Annotated in this window: 20 protein-coding genes and 1 pseudogene; 8 read left to right on the top strand and 13 right to left on the bottom strand. The window is 58.3% G+C overall.

The window, feature by feature from the left end; all coding sequences use genetic code 11:
• Positions 1-442: 442 nt before the first annotated feature.
• Positions 443-1873 carry a DcaP family trimeric outer membrane transporter gene (locus G3M63_RS09465; RefSeq protein ID WP_150300805.1) on the bottom strand — a complete coding sequence of 477 codons (1431 nt, stop codon included), beginning with the start codon at positions 1871-1873 and terminating at the stop codon, positions 443-445.
• A gap of 504 nt (positions 1874-2377) precedes the next feature.
• Here G3M63_RS09465 and G3M63_RS09460 point away from each other — a divergent pair.
• Positions 2378-3136, top strand: a complete 759-nt coding sequence (locus G3M63_RS09460) for an SDR family oxidoreductase (RefSeq protein ID WP_150300804.1) — start codon at positions 2378-2380, stop codon at positions 3134-3136.
• Positions 3137-3171: 35 nt separating this feature from the next.
• Here G3M63_RS09460 and G3M63_RS09455 read toward each other — a convergent pair whose 3' ends face one another.
• Complete coding sequence (locus G3M63_RS09455; RefSeq protein WP_163982836.1) at positions 3172-4140, bottom strand: DUF481 domain-containing protein; 969 nt, start codon at positions 4138-4140, stop codon at positions 3172-3174.
• An 87-nt stretch (positions 4141-4227) separates the two neighbouring features.
• Between G3M63_RS09455 and G3M63_RS09450 the strand changes: the two genes are divergently transcribed.
• On the top strand, positions 4228-4617 hold the full coding sequence (locus G3M63_RS09450) for an MGMT family protein (protein WP_163982834.1): 390 nt from the start codon (positions 4228-4230) through the stop codon (positions 4615-4617).
• Positions 4610-5980, top strand: coding sequence for an MFS transporter (locus G3M63_RS09445; protein WP_150300801.1), 1371 nt, complete (start codon positions 4610-4612; stop codon positions 5978-5980). Before G3M63_RS09450 ends, G3M63_RS09445 begins: the two co-directional genes overlap by 8 nt.
• Positions 5981-6069: 89 nt before the next feature.
• On the opposite strand, the gene G3M63_RS09440 is transcribed toward G3M63_RS09445, so the two are convergent.
• The 3 genes from G3M63_RS09440 to G3M63_RS09430 form a co-directional block, all read right to left on the bottom strand.
• Positions 6070-6585, bottom strand: coding sequence for a hypothetical protein (locus G3M63_RS09440; RefSeq protein WP_178100963.1), 516 nt, complete (start codon positions 6583-6585; stop codon positions 6070-6072).
• A gap of 275 nt (positions 6586-6860) precedes the next feature.
• Positions 6861-7715, bottom strand: a complete 855-nt coding sequence (locus G3M63_RS09435) for a mechanosensitive ion channel family protein (protein ID WP_163982832.1) — start codon at positions 7713-7715, stop codon at positions 6861-6863.
• 29 nt (positions 7716-7744) lie between these two features.
• Positions 7745-8230 (bottom strand): YajQ family cyclic di-GMP-binding protein, encoded by a 486-nt coding sequence (locus G3M63_RS09430; RefSeq protein WP_163982830.1) that lies wholly within the window; start codon positions 8228-8230, stop codon positions 7745-7747.
• Positions 8231-8337: 107 nt separating this feature from the next.
• Between G3M63_RS09430 and G3M63_RS09425 the strand changes: the two genes are divergently transcribed.
• The 3 genes from G3M63_RS09425 to G3M63_RS09415 all read left to right on the top strand — a co-directional run bounded on the left by G3M63_RS09425 (position 8338) and on the right by G3M63_RS09415 (position 10903).
• Positions 8338-9303: a response regulator gene (locus G3M63_RS09425; protein WP_163982828.1), complete on the top strand. Its 966-nt coding sequence runs from the start codon at positions 8338-8340 to the stop codon at positions 9301-9303.
• 9 nt (positions 9304-9312) lie between these two features.
• Positions 9313-10227 (top strand): 2-dehydropantoate 2-reductase, encoded by a 915-nt coding sequence (locus tag G3M63_RS09420; RefSeq protein ID WP_163982826.1) that lies wholly within the window; start codon positions 9313-9315, stop codon positions 10225-10227.
• Positions 10228-10339: 112 nt separating this feature from the next.
• The gene (locus G3M63_RS09415; protein WP_150300796.1) at positions 10340-10903 is read left to right on the top strand and encodes a cob(I)yrinic acid a,c-diamide adenosyltransferase; all 564 of its coding nucleotides are present in this window, start codon (positions 10340-10342) and stop codon (positions 10901-10903) included.
• Positions 10904-10952: 49 nt separating this feature from the next.
• On the opposite strand, the gene G3M63_RS19725 is transcribed toward G3M63_RS09415, so the two are convergent.
• From G3M63_RS19725 to G3M63_RS09395, 5 genes and pseudogenes are all read right to left on the bottom strand, one after another.
• A complete protein-coding gene (locus tag G3M63_RS19725) occupies positions 10953-11657 on the bottom strand; it encodes a methyl-accepting chemotaxis protein (RefSeq protein ID WP_371923580.1) in 705 nt (234 codons plus the stop codon).
• A 153-nt stretch (positions 11658-11810) separates the two neighbouring features.
• A pseudogene (locus tag G3M63_RS19720) lies at positions 11811-11993 on the bottom strand (HAMP domain-containing protein); the annotation flags it as partial.
• A gap of 1096 nt (positions 11994-13089) precedes the next feature.
• Complete coding sequence (ampE, locus tag G3M63_RS09405) at positions 13090-13908, bottom strand: regulatory signaling modulator protein AmpE (RefSeq protein WP_163982822.1); 819 nt, start codon at positions 13906-13908, stop codon at positions 13090-13092.
• Positions 13905-14504, bottom strand: coding sequence for a 1,6-anhydro-N-acetylmuramyl-L-alanine amidase AmpD (gene ampD / locus G3M63_RS09400; RefSeq protein WP_163982820.1), 600 nt, complete (start codon positions 14502-14504; stop codon positions 13905-13907). Before ampD ends, ampE begins: the two co-directional genes overlap by 4 nt.
• A 51-nt stretch (positions 14505-14555) precedes the next feature.
• The gene (locus tag G3M63_RS09395; RefSeq protein ID WP_163982818.1) at positions 14556-16901 is read right to left on the bottom strand and encodes a DUF1631 domain-containing protein; all 2346 of its coding nucleotides are present in this window, start codon (positions 16899-16901) and stop codon (positions 14556-14558) included.
• Positions 16902-17359: 458 nt separating this feature from the next.
• Here G3M63_RS09395 and G3M63_RS09390 point away from each other — a divergent pair, with 458 nt between their 5' ends.
• Together G3M63_RS09390 and nadC are read left to right on the top strand one after the other, a co-directional pair.
• Positions 17360-18730 carry a sodium:alanine symporter family protein gene (locus tag G3M63_RS09390; RefSeq protein ID WP_150300791.1) on the top strand — a complete coding sequence of 457 codons (1371 nt, stop codon included), beginning with the start codon at positions 17360-17362 and terminating at the stop codon, positions 18728-18730.
• A 96-nt stretch (positions 18731-18826) separates the two neighbouring features.
• Positions 18827-19675: a carboxylating nicotinate-nucleotide diphosphorylase gene (gene nadC, locus G3M63_RS09385; RefSeq protein WP_163982817.1), complete on the top strand. Its 849-nt coding sequence runs from the start codon at positions 18827-18829 to the stop codon at positions 19673-19675.
• Between the two features lie 20 nt (positions 19676-19695).
• Here nadC and G3M63_RS09380 read toward each other — a convergent pair whose 3' ends face one another.
• The 3 genes from G3M63_RS09380 to tesB form a co-directional block, all read right to left on the bottom strand.
• Positions 19696-21732, bottom strand: coding sequence for an LTA synthase family protein (locus G3M63_RS09380; RefSeq protein WP_163982815.1), 2037 nt, complete (start codon positions 21730-21732; stop codon positions 19696-19698).
• Between the two features lie 275 nt (positions 21733-22007).
• Positions 22008-22604, bottom strand: a complete 597-nt coding sequence (locus G3M63_RS09375) for an HAD family hydrolase (RefSeq protein WP_163982813.1) — start codon at positions 22602-22604, stop codon at positions 22008-22010.
• A complete protein-coding gene (tesB, locus tag G3M63_RS09370) occupies positions 22601-23470 on the bottom strand; it encodes an acyl-CoA thioesterase II (protein WP_163982811.1) in 870 nt (289 codons plus the stop codon). Before tesB ends, G3M63_RS09375 begins: the two co-directional genes overlap by 4 nt.
• Positions 23471-23630: the final 160 nt, after the last annotated feature.

Below are 23630 nucleotides of genomic sequence, written 5' to 3'. Positions count from 1 at the left end.
CCAGCTGCCGCGAGGCGACAGGGCTGCGCCGACACGCTGCAAGTACGTCCCTGTAAGCTCGTCGATGACATCCCTGTCATCGGACGGTCGGCTCAGACCTGTTGCCTCGCTTCGCACGAACATTGGAGCTGCCTGATAGGAAGACAGAGAGCGGTTCTGATCTCCACCTCACGCAGATGTTTATTCAAGCCCGCCGGCTGACAGGGTGAAGCAAGTGTTGAAAACAGGGATGTTTTCACCAAGCCTCCAAGGACGGATTCACGGCGTCTTGCGCAATCCCTGCCAGCCGGCGGGTGACCGCCTCGGAATTAGTCCACACGCGGACAAAAAAAAACTGAGCCCGGTATATACCGGGCTCAGGTCCTGGACTTGCTCTCCCCATTGATCGCGAGCTGAAGAGCAACTAATACCTTGTCGTAGCTAAGCTACGAAGTTCGAACTATCAGTAGTCGAACTTGGCAGACGCCATGACTTGCTCATATTGGTTGGAGCCAGAATCATTGATTATGCCGAAGTCCCAATAGGCATATTCCAGACCAAGAGTGATGGTGTCAGTCGCCGCGTACAGCAGGTTGAGATGCGCTGACGAAGAACGATCAAAGTAACGCCCCAGTTCTGCTGAATCTGTATCGGTTACCATTTCCAGCTGCGACAGACTCAGGTTCGAGCGCCACTTGGGTGACCAGTGTCTCTGATAAGCAACTGTTGCACCGTAAGAAACCGCAGGAGTCAACTGACCATAGTCGGTGCTAATCACTTCGCCTTCAGCGTCACGAATCTGAACGTCAGTCGACAAGATATCCGCAAAGGTTCTCAGCCCAGCGTAACGGCCCAAGGCACCGTAGCTGTACTGGAGCTTCAGATTGTCCTTGCCGACGGTCGGAATGCGCGCAGAAAGAGAGAAAGCCCCTTGTAAGGAACGGTCATCTACGGAGTCTTTCTCCAGTGTGCGCGCCATCCCGGCGAGAGCAAACACACCGTAATCATTCTTGACCTGATAGCGCAGCACTACGTCAGGATACGCCTGATCGTTACCGCCATCTTCAGGGTTTTCGATTGCGGCAAACAGACGGCCACCGGGGACATCCATGCCATAGCGCAGCAGCGGCTGACGCGCATAGATAAAGGAAGCCATCTTGCCCTGGTTCAGAATCTCCGGCACGGCAGCCAGCTCACTGAAGGTGGTGACATCCTGACCCACCGTCCAGTCCGCCCATTGCGCATAAGCCAGACGCACCCGCGGGTTGTAGCTGTTGGAAACGAACTCGTTGGCGCCGTCTTCAGAGCCGTGGAAGTCCATCTCGATATAGGTAATCAGGTCGTGGCCGTTAACGTCTGCAGTGCGTGTACCGAGACCAATACGGCTCTCGCGGATACTGGAGCCAAACCGCCATTCATCTGCGTTTTCCGAGGCTGCATAGCTGGCGAAATTGGCTGCCTGCCCGAGCGTACGGTTATTCGCGCTGCCGTCGCCACCTGAGGCAACCACCGCATCCGCCTTGATGAAGCCGCCAACGGTGACTGTTGTATTGCCTATCTTGACACCCTTGCCATCGCGCACGAGGTACTCGGTGTCTGCCTTGAGCGTCTCATTGCGCGGATCATCACGGGTCGATGCCAGCTGTGCACGGGCTTCACGCGCCTCTGCACGCGCCTGAGAGGCGTCTTCGCGAGCCTGGGCGGCGTCAGCTTCGGCACGCGCGGTGCTTTCTTCAATCCGGGCTTCCAGGGCCTTCAATTGGCGACGCAGTTCCTCGATTTCGGAATTCTGCGCCAGGGCTGGAGCAGCTCCCAGCAACAGCGCTGGAAGACTCAGGCAGGCGATAGCCCTGGCCAATGGCTTGGGGGCGAACAACGTCTTTGTTGTTTTCATTGCGACCTCATTGTGATTGTTGATGACGACCCTACCGATAGAACCGGTTGATAGTTTCGCTGTGCAGAACTACAAGATATTATTGTTTCATCTTGCAGTATATGTTTCCGCGCTGAATATAGTTAATACGGAGATGATCAACAAGCATAAAAATGAATTTTACAAAGCAACTCAGGCCTTTTACCTACCGGTCCGAGCAGTTCGCAGGGCGGCACATGGTAAATATCCGGCCCACTTTTAAACAGATAGACGAAAGTCCCACGACACAAAGGCTATCCCGTACCGAAGTCAGGCTCGGGATATCCATCGTTCACTCTGGTAGAAAAATGGTGCATTCTTCGCGGGCTAGACAGGACGACCAGCCGAACACTGCGCATCAGGAGGGGCAAGATAGGACTGCCCGGACCGCCTGCTTGAGCGAATCCGGCGATATGATCGACGTCCGACCGAGCGGCGACGCGAGTGAACCGCTCGCTTCAAACACACCAACAGGGGATATACGGAATGCAACTGAAAGACAGCGTTATTATCGTCACCGGCGGCGGCCAGGGGCTCGGTCGGGCAATGGCCGAATACCTGGCTTCACAGGGCGCGCGGCTGGCTCTGGTCGATCTCGGTCAGGAGCGGCTGGACGAAGCAGTCGCTGCTTGCAAAACTGCGGGGGGTGACGCCCGCGGATATGTCTGCAATGTCGCCAACGAAGACCAGGTCAGCGCCATGGTGAACCAGGTCGCAACCGACTTTGGCGCCATCAACGGCTTGATCAACAACGCGGGCATTCTGCGTGACGGTCTCCTGCTTAAGCAGAAGGACGGCGAGATTCAGAAAATGAGCCTGGCTCAGTGGCAATCGGTTATCGACGTCAACCTGACCGGCGTATTCCTGAGCACGCGCGAGGTCGCGGCCAAGATGATCGAACTCGGCAGCAAAGGCCTGATCATCAATATCTCGTCCATCTCGCGGGCGGGCAATGTCGGCCAGACCAACTACTCTGCAGCCAAGGCCGGTGTGGCTGCAATGACCGTTAGCTGGGCGAAAGAACTGGCCCGCTACGGCATCCGCGTAGCAGGGATCGCGCCGGGCTTCATCGAAACCGAGATGACCGCCGGCATGAAACCCGAAGCACTGGAAAAGATGACAGCAGGCATCCCGCTAAAGCGCATGGGACGGCCAGAGGAAATCGCTCACTCCGCCGCTTATCTGTTTGAGAACGACTACTTTACCGGTCGTATTCTTGAGCTGGACGGCGGACTGCGTCTCTAACAGGCTGTTCCACCGTCGGGCCGGCAACGCCGGCCTTACCAGCTAACGCCAAATCCCACCCTGTAGCGCTTTTCGTTCAACGCCTGCTCGGCATTGTCACTCTCGATATAATCCCACTCGCTCAGCAAGCTCAGCGACGCCCAGCTGTTGACCATATAGCGGATACCCAATTCGGTATCGACAATATATTTAACGTCCGGATCATCCGGGACCTGGGTTTCGGTGTTATGAAACACCTCTACCCGCTTGCCGAACATGAACCTGCGGTAGTCGTATTCCAGACCCAGAGCTTCAAACTCACTCTCCGCTCCGCTGCGTTCCTTCAAGCGCAGATGATCGAGGCGAGCTGAGGTTTCGAAGCGCGACAGCGTTGTATTCCACCACTCATAACCCGGACCGGTACCGATTTGAGCCCGGCGGGCGATATCGCCGATATGGTCCCGCTCGTAGTCAAGACTGGTCTGCCAGAACCACTGCTCACCAAAGAACCAGCTCAGGTCATACTCGGTCTGTAATATGTGCCGGCTGCGTACGTCGTCCCGGTAGTCGCGTTCGAAGTTGGCGGCCAGATCGTGACGCCAATCGCCGTGTCGCGCACGGGTATTGAAGCGGAACGCCAGATCTTCCTCTTCCTGCGAGGCATCTTTCATGTCGAAGGAAAGGTCAGCGTTGCCCTCAAGCAGCCAATCCTGAATAAACGGTTGCGGCTCCATGAGCTGGCTGATGTCAGCCAATGGCATGTCGATCGGTTCAGGCAGGCCGTTGAAAACCAGCACATTGCCATCCGTTTCAGACGTTTTGATCGCAAGGGCCCGCTCAGCCTGGTCCTCTGTCTTGACCAGCATTGGCGTTGTGGTTTCCATCGTACGGATGCGGCCGACCTTGACCGTTACCTCACCTGCGAATTCGGTTCTAATAACGAGACGGCCCCGATCCAGCAGTTCGATCTTTCCGGTCAGCCTGTCGCCGTTATCCAGCCAGACAGTGTCAGCGATCGAAACCATTGGAAAACACAACAGAAAAGCAGCGGTATAGCGGCAGAATAACATCACAATAGCCTTAAAATAGGGCGTAAAAAGGCGTCATTATCCATGAATGAGAATCGATTGCCAGCGAACTCGATCAGCGGAAATTCGGCTGAGGAGTTCCTCACAGCCCAGCAAAATTTCTGGCAGATCCTCGCCACGATCCCACCCGGCCGCGTCACTAGCTACGGCCGGCTGGCTCAGCTTGCAGGCCTGGGCCGAGGTGCCCGCCTGGTAGCGCGCTGGCTGGCACAACTGCCGGAAGGCAGCAGTCTGCCCTGGCACAGGGTAGTCAACAGTCGGGGGCAGCTGTCACTATCGCCCTGCTCTCCAGCCGGAGTGGAGCAACGGCACCGCCTGCAAAGCGAAGGTGTGCCAATCATCAACCACCGGGTCAACATGGCACGCTTCGGCTGGCCTGAATCACCTGAACAACCACAGGATTTACATGAGTAACTTTCCGGCCGAGCGCGCCGAGCCCCCCCGCGAAGGCTTGCGCGTCTACCTCAAGCCCCGCGTACTCGGCATGCTGTTTCTTGGCTTCTCTGCAGGTTTGCCACTGTTGCTGGTCGGTGGCACGTTCAGCGCCTGGTTGAAAGACATCGGTGTGGAACTGGCCGCCATCGGCTTTCTGAGCTGGGTCGGCATGGCCCATTCCATCAAGGTACTGTGGGCACCCTTTATCGACCGCGCTGCGCTACCCTTATTGACGAGTTGGTTCGGGCGACGCCGCGCCTGGATGTTACTGGCGCAGTGCATTATCGCGGCCGGACTGTTCGGCATGGCAGTTACCGACCCACGCGATAATCTGCAGTTCGTCGCGTTTTGCGCCGTACTGGTGGCCTTCGGCTCGGCTACTCAGGACGTGGCCATCGATGCCTACCGCGTTGAGGCCGAAGCCAAACATCGCCAGGCAGCAATGGCGGCGACCTACGTGACCGGGTATCGCGTCGCACTGTTGATAGCCGGCGCCGGGGCCTTGCATCTGGCCAATATGGATAGCTGGACACTCGCCTATGGCGGCATGGCCTTGCTGATGGGTGTCGGGGTGATCACCACCCTGATCATTTCCGAGCCGGAGGTCGAGGTCACGCAAAGCACTTATGCATTGGAACAACGCGTCCAGGACTACCTCGCCAACACCGTGCACCAGGGCTGGCGACGCGATATGACGGCCTGGTTCATAGGTGCGATGGTCTGCCCTTTCGCTGAATTCTTTCAACGCTACGGAAAGGTCGCGTTGCTGATACTGGCCTTCATCGCCACCTTTCGTATCAGCGATATATTCATGGGCGTCATGGCGAATCCCTTCTATCTGGATCTGGGATTCAGCAAGGCGGAAATCGCCAATATTGCTGCGGCCTTCGGTCTGGGAATGACCTTACTGGGGGCCGCATTGGGCGGTTTGCTGGTCGCTCGCTATGGCATCGCCCCGATTATGCTGCTGACTGCTTTCATGGCGCCTGCGACCAACCTGACTTTCGCCTGGCTGGCATTTATCGGACCGGAAACCTATGGGCTGGTGCTGGCCATCGTTGCCGACAACATTACCGGCGGGCTGGCCGTATCGGTGTTCATCGCCTATCTGTCCAGCCTGACCAATACCGCCTACACCGCGACGCAATACGCATTGTTCAGCTCGCTGATGACGCTGCCCGGCCAGTTTGCTGCAGGCTTCACCGGATTGCTGGCGGCAAACGTCGGCTGGGTGAGCTTCTTCGTATTGACTGCGTTCACAGGCGTACCAGCGATTATCCTGGCCGCACTACTGATCAGAAAAGCGCATCCAGACACATTACGACGACCGGGAATCGATTGAAGCAAGCAGAGGGGAATCAGAAAAGGGAAAAGCGACAGGTCACTAACAAAAACAAGCGGCGCCTGGACAGGCGCCGCTTTAGGGGTACATCAGAAGTTGTAACCGAGACCAACGCTGTAGAAGAGCGCACCGTCATCATAACGGTCATCCACATCGCTGGCGCTTTCAAACAGGAACTGATACTCGACCATACCTGTTACAAAAGTGTTTTCGTTCAGCCAGTGCTTGTAACCCACTTCCGGGCCGCCCATAAAGGTTTCGTCAACATTCTCGCCGTAAATGCCGCCCAGGCTGACGCCGACAAAGGGCCGACCGTTACCGCTGCCGAAATGGTAGTCATAGAATACCCGGGTGGAACCATCAAACTGAACGCTTTCGCCTTCGGAGTCGCTGGCGTTTACAGTCTGCCGTATACCCCACAGGGAGGACTCGCTGAGGTACTGACCCCAGCTACCCTGCACGGACAGGATGGAGGCGTCGAAATCCTTATCACTGCTGCCTGCGCCGCTCAAGGTCATTTCCTGATCCCCGGCCGACGGCTGGGCGAGCGCAACTGCCGGCACCATCGCAGCAAGAAGCATTGAGGTTTTGAAGAGTTTTTTCATGTCTCTGCCCTATGTTCAGTAATGTTGAATTTCGCAGCGAAATCCACTGCGTGTATTAACTGACAAGCAGACCAGCGACCTGTTCATATTATTTTGAGGATTGGCACGGTTGGTCATCGGGTTAGCCATCACTCCTCAGGTGAAGTATGAAGAAAGACGACCTCGGAACTGACTCAGCGCACGACCACAGTTCACAAAACGGCCGACTTCGAGACAAACAAAAGCCCGGACAAGCCGGGCCGGTGTTACCCCTTAAACTACAAGCCGGATGACGATCAGTCTGCTGCTTCAGCGGGCGCTGCAGTCGGCGTCATCACGTGCAAGGTGCGCTGGGGGAATGGAATAGTGATGCCTTCGCGATCGAAATGCTCCTTGGCGAGCTCCTGGATGTCCCAGAACACCCCCCAGTAGTCGGCATTTTTCGTCCACATACGCAGCGAAAGGTTGACCGAGCTCTCGCCCAGAGAGACCAACCAGACCGCCGCCTCAGGCTCCTTCAGTACCCGCTCGTCGGCACCGGCCAGGTCCAGCAGGATCTTCCTGGCCTTTTTCACGTCGTCGTCATAACCAATGCCAATATTCAGGTCAACGCGGCGTGTCGGCTGGCGGGAATAGTTAACGATGTTGCCGTTGGAAAGACTGCCGTTCGGTACGATTATCGTTTTGTTGTCAGCCGTTTTGAGCACAGTATGAAAGATCTGAATGCTGTCCACCGTACCCATTACGCCCTGGGCCTCGATGAATTCACCTGCGCGAAACGGCCTCAATATGATAATCAGCATGCCGCCGGCAAAATTGGCCAGGCTGCCCTGCAAGGCCAGACCCACCGCCAGACCTGCCGCACCGATCAGCGCAATGAAAGATGTCGTTTCGATACCGATCATACCTGCGACGCTGATCAGCAACAGAACCTTCAAGCCAATCCCAACCAGCGCACCGATGAAGCCATGTAGCGTCCGATCGATTTTTCGTTTCTCCATCAGCGCCTGGATGCCGGCAGTCACGCGTCCGATAATCCACCAGCCGACGAGTAGCGTGATCAACGCCAGCAGCACCTGACTGCCATATTGCACAACCAGCGGGAGCCAGGCGTCCTGAAGCTCTTCGAACTGGATAATCATGTCGTCCATCAAAACGAATCCTTAGGGTTAGGTGGCCATCAATCGCGGAAATTATTGAACTGCAACGGCAGGTCCAGCGTGGCGCCCTTGAGCATGGCCATGGTTTGCTGCAAGTCGTCCCGCTTCTTCCCGGTGATACGCACTTGTTCGCCCTGAATGGCAGCCTGGATCTTGATCTTGGACTCTTTCACCAGTGCAACGATTTTCTTCGCCATTTCCTTATCGATGCCCTCTCGCAGGATAACGTCCTGCTTGACCTGCTTGCCTGACGCGAAATGCGGTTTGATTTCCATGCACTTGATATCGATCTTGCGCTTGGTCAGGTTCATCTTGAGGATCTCCAGCATCTGCTCCAGCTGGAACTCGGCATCGGCGGTGATATTGACCGTCAGGTCCTTTTCACGAAACTCGAAATCCCCTTTGCCTCGCAGATCGTAGCGGCGGTCCAGCTCTTTCATGGCGTTGTCTATAGCATTGGTGACTTCATGCTTGTCCAATTCGGACACGACATCAAAAGACGGCATTTTTACCTCGAATAAATGTGATTTTTATGACATAACGGGCCGAACAACGGATATGCTCTCATGGCATTATAACGAGACGTAGTCAGCTGCAGGGAGCACAACCAACCATGCCCAATCCGCAACTCAGCATTATGGTGGTGGACGATACCAAGTTCAGCAGTGCCGTCATAGGCCACGCCCTCACCCAGGCCGGGTATGTCGATATTCGCTACGCCAACTCAGCAATGGACGCGCTGGCAATGCATGAACAAACCCCCGCAAGCGTGATGATTGCAGATTGGTTGATGCCCCAGATGGACGGACTCGAGCTGACCACCCGTATCCGCCAGGTAGACGAACAGACCAGCCACTACACCTACGTAATTCTGCTGACCGCCCGTGAAGGCGACAATGTCCTGGGCCAGGCCTTTGATCGTGGCGTTGACGATTTCATCAGCAAATCCGCCATGAACGAGCAACTTCTGCCGCGCATCTACGCCGCTGACCGTATCTCGCAGTTGATCAATCGCCTGCTCGAAGAAAATCGGCTGGTGGCAGACAACAACGCCCGGCTCGAAGCACATAACCTTATCGATTCCCAGACTGCGCTGGGTAACCGTCGCTACCTGCTGCGCCGTCTGACCGATGCCATCCGCAACGTTGATTCGCGGGGCGGCGCCTGCTGCCTGGTCATCCTTGGCGTGCAGAATCTCGAGGAGATGCACAAACAGCATGGCGAGGCGGTCAAGCACGAGCTGCTCAAGGGCATCGCCAGACGGTTGCAGCAGCTGGTCCGGCCAGCAGACGTTATCGCACGGGTAGGCGAGAACACCTTCGCCGTGGTTACCCTGGTCGACGATCCGGGTGAGTGCAAACCCAACAGCTTCAGACGGCTGCACGACGGGCTCAACCTCAAGGCGTTCAAAACAGCTGAAGGCTATCTGAGCGTGCGAGCCGGCATGGCCCTGGGATCGGTAGTCGCAGACCAGGCCATGCCCGAACCGGAAAAGCTTTTCGAAACTGTCGAGCAGCATCTGGAAGATGCCTACGCCACCAACCTGATCACGGAAGTCAGACGTACTACGCCGATCTAGGCGCTTGTCATGATTCACCTGATAGGCGCTGGAAGTCTCGGCCTGTTATGGGCTGCCCGCCTGGCCCGGGCCGGCATGCCCTGCCGCCTGGTTCTGCGCGATACTGCTGCGCTGAATGCGTGGCAGAACCGACACCAACTGGTTGGCCTCACCGAGGGAACCCGGCACTTCGATATTGAAGTGCCCGCCGAAGTGGCCTCGGCTGGCGAGCCGATAGCCTTTCTCATCGTTGCGACCAAGGCCTATTCCGCACACGCAGCGCTGGCCAGTGTTGCCCCGCGTCTCAAGTCCGGCGCACAGATTCTGATGCTGCAGAATGGACTCGGTAGCCAGCAGGCCGCCAGCCAGACCTATTCAGCACAACGTGTCCTGTATGCAAGCGTTACCGATGGGGCCTGGATCGCCAGCCCCGCTCAGGTTGTCTGGGCCGGCAAGGGTATCAACCGTATTGGCGATCCCACCGGCGGCGACGCGCCGAGCTGGCTGGAGAATCTGAACGCGGCGACAATCGCGTCGCAGTGGGTGACTGACATCGAGCAGGTCCTCTGGCAGAAACTCGCGATCAATTGCGCGATCAACCCCTTCACAGTGCTGTACGACTGCCCCAACGGTGAGGTTCCGCTGCACGCCGGCGTCCTGCTGGACCAACTCATCCCCGAATTGCATCAGCTGCTGGCCTGCTACGGCGCCCGGATTGACCTCGAACACCTGAACACCACTATTCGCCAGGTGATCAATAGCACTGCAGCCAACAGCTCATCCATGCGACAGGACGTTCATAACAACCGGCGAACCGAGATCGATTTCATCCTCGGCTACGCTGTGCGCCAGGCGCGCAGTGCAGATCTGCAGCTACCCACCCTTGAACGGCTCTACACGGATTTGCGCAGTCGACTGGTTGCGCTCGGCTTGCCGCCGGATTGATCCGAGCCTGCTGACAAGATCCCAGGGTTTTGCCACGACGTGAATCGCGCTAGGCTGAATACTCTGGCGCCGCTCTTCCGCTGGCGCAGCGCTTTATCAGAGGCAATCGAACATGGGCTTTCGCCTGAGCAAACTCTATACACGAACCGGCGATGCCGGAAAAACCGGACTGGCTGACGGCCGTCGCGTGGAAAAGGATCACCCACGGATCGAGGCGATCGGCTGCGTTGATGAACTGAACAGCCAGCTGGGACTTTTACTGGCAGACCTGGAAAGCGCAGGGCTGGTTGAACTGCGCAACACGCTTGCCCCCATCCAGCATCGCTTGTTTGATCTCGGAGGAGAGCTTGCCGTGCCCGGCTGCAATATCATTGACGCAGCCGATGTCCTCCGGCTCGAGGAGCTGATCGACGGATTCAACGAAACACTTGACCCCTTGACCAACTTCATCCTGCCCGGTGGCTCCCGCGCCATCGCCCAGGCGCACCAGACTCGCAGTGTCTGCCGTCGGGCCGAGCGCCGCAATATCACCCTGGCGGCCGAAGAAACCATCAATGAGCAGGCGCTGATCTATCTAAACCGCCTTTCAGATCTGTTATTCGTGGTTGCCAGGACGATCGGCAAGCTCGAAAACACATCGGAAGTGCTCTGGGAACCCAAACCGAAGCCACAGTAACCAGACGCTGCTGAGCTGTAGCAACGTCAACGCGTCTGGTCACAGAATGTCAGACGCGGAACGCACCAAGCATGTCCTGCAGCTCCTTGACCAGACCACCCATGCGCTTGCTGGATTCCTCGGTACGCGTCGCACCCTCCGCTGTGCGCTCGCCGGTCTGATTGATCTGCACAATATTCTGATCAATATCGTGGCTGACCGCAGTCTGCTCCTCCGCTGCAGCGGCGATCTGCTGGCTCTGGTCGACGATCTGGGTTACTGCCCGCGCAATATTATCCAGTGCCGCCTGCACTTGAAGCGAAGCATCCACCGCCGTAGCAGTCTTGCTATGACTGGCATCCATCGCGGTGACCGCTGCCGAGACGCCACTCTGCAAGCGACCGATCATCTGCTCGATCTCTTCAGTCGACTGGTGCGTACGCTGCGCCAGGGTGCGCACTTCGTCCGCAACAACGGCGAACCCGCGGCCCTGCTCGCCGGCACGCGCCGCTTCAATAGCAGCATTCAACGCCAGCAGGTTGGTCTGCTCGGCAACGCCCTTGATAACATCCAGGACGCGGCTGATGGAGACGCTGTCTTCAGCCAGGCGATTGATGACCGCAACCGATTTCTCGATTTCCCCGGCCAGACTCTCAATCCCGTCCACGGAGCTTTCAACCAGGCGACGACCGCTAAGCGTCTCGGTATTCACCTGTTCGGCATTCACCACTGCAGAGGCAGCACTGCGCGCCACCTCTTGCGAGGTGGCAGCCATTTCGTTCATCGCAGTAGCCACCTGCTCTATCTGACTACGTTGCTCCATCGCCGCCTGGCTACTCTTGGCAGAGATGGTTTCGACCTGCTGCGACTGTTCATTCACCAGCCCCGAGGTGGCGCTGACGCGCTGGATCAACCCGCGAATACGCGCGATCGTTTCATTGAAGTCCCGCGTCAGCGCGCCCAGCTCATCGCGACTGTCGACTGCCGTGCTGATCGTCATGTCACCGCCAGCCACCCGGGTCATCAGCTCGGACAAGCGTCCGATGGTCTGCCGCGTGGAAATATAAAAGCCCGCATACAGGTACGTGATCAGTACGAACAACGCCAGCATGATTCCGATCAGCAACAACATGGTCTGCCAGTTACTGCCCAGACGCTGTTCAAGCTTGTCATGCAGCACGCTGATCATGGCATCACCCAGCGCGTAGGACTTGTCGATTTCGCCACTGACTTGCTCGAAATACAGGTTCCAGTCGCCTGACAGATCACTGGCAAAAATGATGCTGTCTTCGAACAACAAGACGCTGTCGGCAATGCTCGTTACGCTGGTTTCAACGTTCGTGCCGAGCTCGGTGAGCACCTGCTGGTCGATCATCCCGAGAGACTGCTTGTAATCGGTGGTCAGGCGGTCGATTTCGTCCAGCAGGCCATCCATTGCGCGGCTGCCATCAGAGCTCAGGTAACCCTGACCCAGCGCGACCGAGCCCAGCCTGCGACCTTCAGCCAGGGTACCGGTAATGTCGGGTACCTCATCAACCAGCACGGCGGTCATATGACGGACCGCTGGATCGAAGTCCTGCGACAAGCCTGCATAGCCAGCGATCATTGAAAAAAGCGAGCGCGCATTACCATAGGCCTGGGTCGACATATCAGCGCGATTGCGTGATGAGGCGTCCGCAATGCGGCCATAGAGATCGAGCAACCTGTCGCGTGCGCTGACAAGGTCTTCTGCGAGCGGGTCAGCATTGTCTATCTGCAGCCCCGTAAGCCCGTCGATGATCTTGCCACGGAGTATCTGGGTGCGCTGATCCAGCGCCTGCGCCTGATCTCCCGGGCCAAACTGAAAGTGCACCTCGTCCAGGTCGTGCAGCATTTCGGCGTCCTGCAGGACCACCACCATCTGCCGCATCAGCCCGATCGAATCGAGCCCACGCTGCGTCACTTGCACCCGCTCATACTGCTGAAATCCCAGGAAGCCGACCATAGCGCCGAGGGGAACAAAACACAGAAGACTGATCAGGCAGAACTTCATGCCGTAGCGGAGTCTGTTCATAAGCGCTATGGCTGGGGCCAAGAGGGTATTCACAGTGATTTCTCCCTGGGGGGCAGGTAGTGTTGATGTCGGGCGGACCAAGGCACGCAGACAGAATGTCGTCACAACCGAAGCCGCGAATTAACCAGTTCTATCGGCCTTGCGCTGAAACTCTTTAGCCCACCAGGGAGATAAATGCGATGACGACTGCCCACACCAACACTGCACGCCACAGGAAAGTGCGCATCACGTCCAGCGGCCGCGTGACAGCTGCAGCGGGATCTTCGGTCAAGGCTGCGGTGGTGAACCACTGCGCCAGCTGTACTGTCTGCGGCTCCCATTGCAACAGCACCCTGCGGAGCACATGCAAAGTCGCATCGAAATGCCCTACCAGCGCAAAACTGAGGCCCATCAGACGCACTGGCAGCCACTCCAGCGCATGCGCCAGGGCGCCCGCAAAGGCATTACTTCCTGTATCGCTACGCTGGCTGGCAAGCCAGGCAAGGCGATACCCCACCGCCACGACCGGCCCCAGGAGCACATACCAGAACGCCGGGACGAAATAGCCATGACAGGCTTCCGCTGCCATCCGGTCGCGCAGACCCTGTAGCAAGGCCGCAGCATCATCACCCACCACGCCGAAGTCGCGCTCTGCCAGCACGCTCGCAGCCTCATGATCGCCACGTTCCCAGGCCTCGCCTACGGCGCTGGTCATGGCACCAAGCGGATCTGAACGGCCAACACACAAGAGCACCAGCAGCGTGTGGATAATCAGCGTCAGCGCGCCATAGGCTACGCCGGTGACCAGCCAGAGAACTGCTCCCAATAGCGGTAACGGCAACATGAGCAGAATCAGGAACAACCAGCTCGAACGCCCCCGGGTGATGCGCGCAACCCAATCAGACCAATAGCCCAGGACATCGATCGGGAAGCCGCCGCGCCAGGGCGTGAAGCGCAGGATGACGGCGACGAGCAGCAGGACCAGAAAATTCACGCAGAGCTCCGTTGATCAGGCGAGGCACGATCTGACATGTCCCTATGACCGGTCAGCGCACGAAGATAATGCTGCCAGTCGAATGCAGGCCCCGGGTCGCTCTTGCGTCGGGGCGCGATGAATTCATGGCCAGTAATACGATAGGGCGTGATGGCTGGATAGGCAGCCTGCAGGGCTCTGGTCAACTCGGTCAAGGTCAGGTATTGCGCGGCCGTATAGGCTTCGGTGTCAGTCCCTTCCAGCTCCACGCCGATTGAATAATCATTGCAACCGGGGCGATCGCCGAAACGCGACGCACCCGCATGCCAGGCTCGGTCCAGGCAGGACACAAACTGGAAAAGCGATCCGTCCCGCTCAATCAGGAAATGCGCTGACACGCGCATGGAGGCAATGAGCGCGAAATAGGGATGCCTATCCGGATCAAGCTGGCCGGCAAAGAACTGCTGCACAAAGCCACCGCCAAACTGCCCTGGCGGGAGGCTGATGTTGTGGATGACCAGCAACGAAATATCTTCGCCCGCCGGCCTCGCATTGAAATGCGGAGACGGGCATGCGCGCGCGTCCGTCAGCCATCCATCCTGCGCAACCTTGAACATGCTGTCCTACCGGCAAAAAAGACCATGCTAGCAGGCATGTCGGCTAAAGCACTAGGGTCTGCCGGATTGCAGCTGCCGCAGATTACCGATAACCGATTCGAGAGCCCGATCGAACAACTGGTTGTCGTCGATCAACTGGATCAGACCATGGTCGAAGTGTCGCTGCAGCGCCTGCGTCCTGAACTCCGCCACCTTCACCCCGCTGCGGTTGACGAAGATATGGTTGCCACTGAAGCTGATGACTGCAGCCAACTTGCATCGCTGGGCTGGCTGGCCCTCGCTGGGTGCCAGCTCGAACCAGCTCCCTGCATGCAACCGCTCGACCCAACTGATCGACTCTGCGCTGGGCAGGTCAGTGACCAGTTCTACGTTCTCTTCAGCTGTGACTGATTCGATAACCTGATCAGCGATGCGTACCGCTTCAATGTCTGCTGGCACTGCTACTGCAGGCGGTACCGCAAGCGGTTCCTGCGTGCCCAGCGAATGTCTGGCGGCGGAGCGCAGCGCCGTTTCGGGACGGCCTGGCACTTCTTGCGATCGAGCGATGGGCCCGGTAGTCGGAACCAACGCTTCACTTGCAGCTTTCTGCAAAGCGGCCAGGGTGGCCAGCAAGGGTGCGCTCTGTTGTTCATCCTGCCCGATCAGCTGCAGTCCGTCAGCGACCTCGCTCAGTACCTTTTGATTGGCGACAGTCAACTCCGCAAGCGTCTGGCCTTCCGCCGGGGCTTGCATACTGGTAACCAGTCGTTCAGCGGTATCGACAACGCCTCGCCAGGCCTCGGAATCAGCGCCCTGGCGCAGCCAGGTCATCTGCATCACCTGACTCCAGGTATCACGCAAGGTGGCAACCAGCCGTACGGGTACAGTTCGACCGAGCAACAGCGCATTAAGGCTGTCTGCGACCTGGGCGCGTGCCGCTTCCACCTTCGCCTTGCCCTCCTCCGCATCGCGCGTGCGTTGCTCAAGGCGACCAGACCGGCGCTGTTCGATCTTGACGAAACTGGATAGCTCCGCGTGCAGGTCATCGAACAGTTCGGCTGAAGGGCTGGGCTCGATCAGCAGGCGCCCGACCATGTTTTCCAGGAGGATGTACAGTTGATCCCGGCGCAAGTCGTCCTGATCATTCCAACCTACTGTCGCGCGCGCCAGCTCGTTGAGCAAACGGCGTGCGGGATGACGCGACAGGCTGAAAAATTCCTTGTCCGCTATCGCCACGCGCAGTACCGGAAGCTGAAGCCTCGCCACCAGCGCCTTGACCGTGGTGGGCAGATGTTCATCATCGAGAATGAACTCGAACAACATCGACACCAGGCTGATCACATCGTCATCGACGCGATCCAGACTCTGCACCTTGCCGGTGGCCTGCCGGCGATTATCCAGTTGCTGATAAACGTTCTTGCGCAGATCCCGTGTAGCGGCTTGAGTCTGACCAGCGGGCAGATGTGCAAGCAACTCGAGCAGCTCATCACTCTGCATCGGCTCAGCGCCGATCACGCCCGGATTGGACAATGCCGTATCACCGCTTGCATGCCGCCAGCTGCCAATCAACTGGCTGAACACCGAGAGCACTTCCTGGTCGCGCGCGCTTATGCCACCAGAAAACGCATCCGGACCCGGCATGCCACGCGCAGCGTCACCTTCCCCCCGGGAGCCGGCATGCTCGCTTCTGGGCGCGGCTGATCGCGCCTGAGGCACGCTGCCGAGTTTCAGGTCGGGAAGGACACCCGCCTGGATCAGCAGGCTGTTCGCCTCACCGTAGAGATCATCCAGACGGTTACAGAGATAACGTTCAAACAGCTTGAGGAGGATCAGTCGCACTTTGATGTCCAGATCAAGCGCAGCGAAGCTATCTACGAACAGCTCCGCCAGAATTGAAGGACTCAAGGGATTGCTGTGCGCGTCAACATGCAGTTTGGAAAGACTGTTGATCCGCAGGGCCAGATGCTGCAATGCAAGGCGGTTGCGTTCATTACATCGCCCCACCATCCCATCCAGCGCGACCGACTGCTCAAGCTCGTCAGGCTGAACCAGGCTCAGGCTGTCTACGGCGAAGGGTCGTGGCGCATCTTCTGACGCGGGTGTGATTCGAGCGAGATCATCGAATTTTTCCATCAAGCCGTCAGCGCAGCTGCTGATCAGCTCGCCCCGTTTGAGGCGTAACGTGCGCATGACCTCGAAAAACATGCCCTGCTCAGCGTTGCTGACCGCTTTGTCAGCCAACTCGAACAGGCTGTCGTCGGCCTTATCGTATAGCTCAGCGAGCGCCGACTTATAGAAGACGACAGCTTGATCACGAATGCTTTGCAATAACGCAGGAAGCTGAGAGGGACGCGCAACTGGCCGTGTGACTCGCCGGGAATCCGTACCAATCGGGATGACGTTGCGATCCTTGGACATCTCAGAACTCCTGGCGGCCAGATTGTTGGAAACTCGTCGCAGCCGCATTGCTTTATGAATGACGCCGACCCGGGATGCCCTAGTCCCGCCCAATCTGTTGCACGCCTCTGACCGACGCCAGAACCACGCAAGACGTGCACGGACCATCGCAACGCTGGTGAAAATCGATTGGCATTAAATTGGCGTCAATTAATTCTATGCGCTTCTCAGCGAACTTCAAGCCCTTTTTCCAGAACCGCGATGCCCTTAACCAAAAGTGAATATTCCCTGGCCTGACTGCAACCAGACGTAGAAACCTCCCCTCGCTGGCGCGGCGTTTGCGGCGATTATCGTTTTTCTGGTTTATGCTCAGTCTGCTGGCACATTCTCTGCAGTTTCTGAAATGGGTGGCAGGAATATCAATGAAACAGGCAGTGCCATGAAAGCCAATAACTAAAATTCTCTGGAGAGTCCAAGAAATGGAATCACTCATATCCATCATTAACGCCATAAACGGCGTGGTCTGGGGACCGGCCATGCTGGCCTTGCTGGCGGGAACCGGCTTGTATCTGACGTTAGGCCTCAAGCTCCTGCCGCAGCGCAAGCTGTTCTACGGCTTCAGCATGTTGTGGCAGGGCCGGAAGAAGACCGCCGAGGAAGGCGACATCAGCCCCTTCAATGCGCTGATGACAGCCCTCTCAGCGACGGTCGGCACGGGCAACATCGCTGGCGTTGCGACCGCAGTGTTCTTTGGCGGCCCCGGCGCACTGTTCTGGATGTGGCTCATTGCGATCGTCGGCATGGCGACTAAATTCTGTGAAGCGGTGCTTGCGGTGCATTACCGTGAAAAAGACGCTCTGGGTAACCACGTCGGCGGTCCGATGTACTACATCCGCAACGGTCTGGGCCAGAAGTGGAAATGGCTTGGCGTGCTGTTCGCCATTTTCGGCATGCTGGCCGGTTTCGGCATCGGCAACACTATCCAGTCCAACTCAGTCTCCGACGCTCTGGAAAGCACTTTCGGCGTCCAACCGCTGATTACCGGTGTGGTTATTGCCGTGCTGGTAGCGCTAGTACTGATCGGCGGCATCAAGCGTATCGGCGAAGTTGCCGGCAAGCTGGTCCCTATCATGGCGCTGTTCTATGTCGGGGGCGGCCTGATCATTCTCATCACCCATGCCAGCGAGATCCCTGATGCAATTGGCCTGATTTTCTACCATGCTTTCAATCCGGCCGCTGCAGCCGGCGGCTTCGCCGGGGCAACCATCTGGGCAGCCATGCGTTTCGGTATTGCCCGTGGCGTGTTCTCCAACGAAGCCGGCCTGGGCAGCGCGCCCATCGCCCATGCTGCGGCAAAAACAAACAACCCGATCCGCCAGGGCACGGTTGCAATGCTGGGCACCTTCATCGACACCATCATCATCTGCTCGATTACCGGCCTGGTGATCATGGTGACCGGTGCCTGGCAGAGTGGCGAAAATGGTGCATCGCTCTCCGCACATGCCTTCAATCTGGGCCTTCCGGGCGGCTGGGGGCAATACATCGTGAGCATCGGCCTGGCGATTTTTGCCTTCACCACGATCATTGGCTGGAGCTTCTATAGCGAGAAGTGCACCCAGTTCCTGTTCGGCGAGCGCTCCAATACGCCGTTCCGCGTACTCTGGATTATTGCAATCCCGCTCGGCACCCTGCCGATGATCGATCTGGGCACCATCTGGCTGGTGGCCGATACGCTGAACGCGATGATGGCGATTCCCAACCTGCTGGCGCTGCTATTGCTCAGCCCGGTGGTATTCCGTCTGACCAAAGACTACTTCAACAATCCGCATGCAGTGAGCAACACGCAGTAAGCACAAGAAGCACAAGGTCCGCCCCGCCCGGGGCGGGCTTTTCTCGTCAATCGGGTATACTCGCCGCCATTACTTACGTGCGACGGAGCCCCCCCCATGCCCAACCTGACTCTCGAAAGCCTGCACACGATCATTCCCGAGGATGTGCGCCGCGCCTTGGCCGAGGATGTGGGTGATGGCGACATTACCGCCGCCCTGATACCGGCTGACCGGCAAGCCAGCGCAACGATCATCACCCGTGAGTCAGCCACGCTCTGCGGTACGGCCTGGGCGGACGAAGTGTTTCGGCAGATTGATCCAGCTATCCGCGTGGAATGGCTCGCGCAGGACGGAGACCGGATCGAAGCCAACCAGACTTTCTGCAAGCTCGACGGTCCGGCGCGCGGACTGCTGACCGGCGAACGCACCGCACTGAACTTCATCCAGACGCTTTCGGCTACCGCCACCAGCAGCCGCTACTACGCTGACCTGGTGGAAGGCACCGGCGTGCGGCTGCTGGATACGCGCAAAACCCTGCCAGGGCTGCGCATGGCGCAGAAGTATGCGGTGACCTGTGGTGGCTGCGACAATCACCGGATCGGGCTGTTCGATGCATTCCTGATCAAGGAAAACCACATCGCCGCCTGTGGCGGTATTGACGCGACCATTACCCAGGCACGTAGCCTCGCCCCGAACAAGCCAATCGAAGTCGAGGTGGAAAACCTGCAGGAACTGGAAGAGGCGCTCAAGGGTGGCGCAGATATCATCATGCTTGACGAGCTGAGCCATGAAGATATGCGAACGGCGGTGGGTCTGGCGGCGGGCACAGCCAGGCTTGAGGCATCCGGCGGGATTACCGAGGCAACGCTGCGCAGCATTGCCGAAACCGGCGTGGACTTCATCTCGATCGGCGGCATGACCAAGCACGTGCGCGCCGTTGACCTGTCAATGCGCCTGAGCATGTAACGCAAGGGTTCGGCCTGCTTTCAGTCACGCACGTTCTCGTACAGCATATAACGCGAGGTTTCGTACAGCCCCCGGGTCAAGGGGAGCATGCGCTGATATTCTTCGGGATGGCGGTCAGCGACGTTATCCAGCGGCGTGTCCGAATGCAGGTCATGCAGGCTGGGCTCGCTGCCGTCGTAGTTCATCTGCAACAGAAAATCCTTGCTTACAGCACCGATCAGCGGGAAGGAGCCCTCGCGCAACACCAGCGGCACTACTCTCTCGCCTTCAGGCGCAGGCATCTGCACGTCACGCCCGAGCGTGCGGTTCTCGTACTCCAGACCGAGCAGCCCCGCCACGGTGGGTAGCAGGTCAGCCAGGCCCACGGCCTCGTCGAATTCGCGCGGTTTCAACAGCTCGGGGGCGTAGATCAGCATCGGCACGTTATTGCTTTCCAGGCCCAGCTTGTCGAAGGCCGGCTTCATGTAGTCGATGTTGGCGATACGCGTATTGTGATCGCCGAACAGAACGAAGATGGTGTTATCGAAGTATCCGCCCTCCTTCGCCATTTCCATGAATCTGCCCACGTTGTAATCCAGCAGTCGCACGGCGTTGTATTGCTCGACACTCCGCGAGCCGGCCGCCTGAACTTCCTCCAGGGTCTTGTCCAGCGCCTCGAAATCGTCGTTCTCCTGCGGAATCGTATAAGGCCGATGATTCCCGGCGGTCTGGATATAGGCGAAGAACGGTTTGTCCCTGGGCAGGTCGCGCAGAATCTGGTCAGTCTCCTTGAACAGATCGAGGTCCGATATACCCCAGACGTCCACGTTCGGAGCCTGCCAGCCGCCTTCCTCGTAGAGTTTGATGCCGTCTATGCTCTGGCGGATCAAGGCGTTCATGTTGGCCCAACCGGAGTTGCCACCAATGGCGTAGACCTTCTGATAATCCTTCAGCGCATTGATCAGGTTGTGCTGATTGGTAATCAGCGGGTTACGCGTCGCGGTTTCCTGACGCGAGACATCCGGAACCCCGGTAATACTCGCCCAAACGGTCTTGGCAGTGCCTGTCACCGGCACATAGAAGTGCCGGAAAAACCAGCTCTCACCGGCCATGCGGTCCAGGTTAGGAGTCGGATTCAGCGGATTACCATAGGCACCGACCGCAGTGGTGCCGAGGGACTCCAGCATCACGAACACCACATTCGGTGGCTGAGCAACCCCCAGCTGGTGCGGTTGCGGCGCTATCTGACGTGACAATGTCAGCGTTTCGGCTTCCGGCTCGGACACGCCGAGATAGTGGCTGACTTCGGCGTAATGTTCGCGCACTTGCTCCAGATCATAGCGATCCTGCGGAACCAGCAAGGTATCGTAGAAGAAGATCACCGGGTTCAGCCCCAGCGCACCCAGTTGCGTATCACCCGCGAAAAACGCATCGTTCCAGCGCAGCGGTACGGGGTTTTCCAGGTTCAGGTTGCTGTAACGACCGAGCAGCGCCAGGAACACCACTACCACCATCGCCAAGCTGCCCAGGACCCGCGACCACAGGCCGATTCGCTTCTCCTGCCGATTGAGAGTGACTTTTTCCAGTGACCACAGCGCGTAGAACACTGGCAGTACCAAGGCGAGCCAGCCCAGGGTGATCCACACGACCGGATAGCTTTCCCAGACCATCTGCTGGGAGATCTGCACATCAGCGATAAACTTCAGGGCCGACGCATTCAGGCGCACGCCCAGGTAGGCGTAATGCCCGAAATCAAGAATATAGACCAGCAGAATGACGGCCAGCGCCAACAGCAGGTAGGTTCGGCCCACCCAGCGCAGCACCTTCGACCGCAGACTGTTCCAATAGGGCAGCCAGGCGAGAAACATGGCAGGGAGCATCAGCAGGATGGCCAGGCGCAAATCAAAACGGACGCCAATTCCCAACGTCTCGAGTACCATCCCCCAGGGCTGATCAACGCCCGGATCAACCGACGAGAACGCTACCAGAAAAATTCCGCGCAACGCCACCAACAGCAGAAACAGAATCGCCACTCCGCCCACGAAATAATGCAGGCGCCGGGAATGCAACCAGGCCATAGAGGCTCCTAAAAAATCACTATCGACACCCCGCGAGGTCAGGTGCGCCGCTGTTCACACCGGGCGAGAACGCCCATGGCAAGGTAAAAACGTTCTATGGTTACCGAATCCGCGCGCAACACCGCTGCGTCAACCATCACCCAGCAACCCGCCAGGCAGCCAATGGTACCGGCTGAACCGCTCGGCACTGTACAGCCGCTCACTGTCTACAGGCAACCGCGAGCTGACAACACCGCTCAGCACGCTTCAACCCCCAATGCCGTTCAGCTGCCAGTTCAGACAGGTTCGCTGGGCCCTAGCCTGGCCCGTAGCGCTAGGCAATCAGGCACATGCCAGTCGGCCAGCTCCGGCCAGCTGTTCTGGGGATGCACCAGACAGGTATGGCAGCCCGCGGCGCGACCCGTTTCGACGTCGAAACGAAAGTCTCCCACCATGACTACCTGCGACTCCTGCAGCCGCCACGCTTGCAGCAGCTGGCGGATACCGTCCGGATCCGGCTTGGGCAGTGCCTCGTTACGGCCAAGAATGTCACCCGTACGAAAGCAATCGAGCACCCCGATCACCTCCAGCGAGGCCATCGCCACCGAGCGCAGATTGCGCGTAAGGATGCCCAACTGCACACCCTGGGCATGCAGGTGGCGAATGAGATCCGCCGCACCGGGCGCTGGCTGTACACCCGCAGCAAGGCGCAGTTCGATCGCATCAAGCTGCGCGCTCATATCCTGCCGGTGTGTATCAGGTAACCGCGCTATGTGCCCCAGGATGTCTTCATCTGGCGGAATCCCGAGCTCCCGACGAATCGCCGGAAAATCGTGCTGGGCGACGGTAAGCGTGCCGTCCAGATCGAAAACCCACCCACGCAACGTTCTCATTGCTTGGCGGGAACCTTCCGCATCAGGGATTCCTGCGTCACCGAGGCTACCAGCACGCCGTCCTGATTGAATATCTGCCCACGGGAAAGCCCGCGCGCACCGCTGGCAACCGGACTGTCCATGGCATACAGCAGCCACTCATTCATGCGCAACGGATTGTGGTACCACAACGCGTGGTCAAGACTGGCCACCTGCATATCCCCCGCCCAGTTGGAAATACCGTGGGGCAGCATTGCTGTGCCCAGCAGGTGAAAATCCGAGGCATAGGCCAGCAGATAGCGATGCAGTTGCGGATCGTCGGGCAGCTTGCCGTCCGCGCGGAACCACATGTAACGGACCGGCTCTGTGGGCTCTGGATCGAACGGGTTAAAAATCCCTACCGGCCGGATCTCGATGGGCTTGTCGACCAACACCTTGGCACGCACGGACTCGGGAATCAGGTGCTGATACTTGCGCGTCAGCTCCGTTTCATTCATGAGGTCATCGGGACCGGGTACGTCAGGCATCGTTGTCTGGTGGGTGTAACCCTCCTCTTCGCCCTGGAAGGAGCAGATCAATGTGAAGATCGGCCTGCCCTTCTGCACCGCTTGTACTCGACGCGTCGTGAAACTGCCGCCGTCACGCACTGGATCGACGTGATAGACGATGGGGAATGTCGGATCCCCGGGACGCAAGAAATAGCCGTGGGCCGAGTGCACATGGCGATCGGGATCGACGGTCTGGGTTGCCGCCGACAACGACTGACCGAACACCTGGCCACCAAACAGCTGGCGAAACCCCAGGTCCTGGCTGGCGCCGCGGAACAGGTTCTCTTCGATTTTTTCCAGCGCCAACAGGCGAACCAGATCATCCAGCAATTGGGTCATACGATACTTTCCTCGACAACATGTGGCCGCAGCCTGAACTACTGAGATAGCTGCCGCGACGCCGTGTCACAGCAATTTGGGGAGGCGAGTTTACATTGACCGCCTGATGAGCGCACTTACCATGTATCCGGAGGCGAAAAGCGGCGAAATCTCCCGGGTT

The organism is Pseudomonas sp. OIL-1 (genome assembly GCF_010669185.1).
Taxonomy (GTDB): Bacteria; Pseudomonadota; Gammaproteobacteria; order Pseudomonadales; family Pseudomonadaceae; genus Halopseudomonas; species Halopseudomonas profundi.
This window is presented reverse-complemented; position numbering and strand designations above follow the sequence as displayed.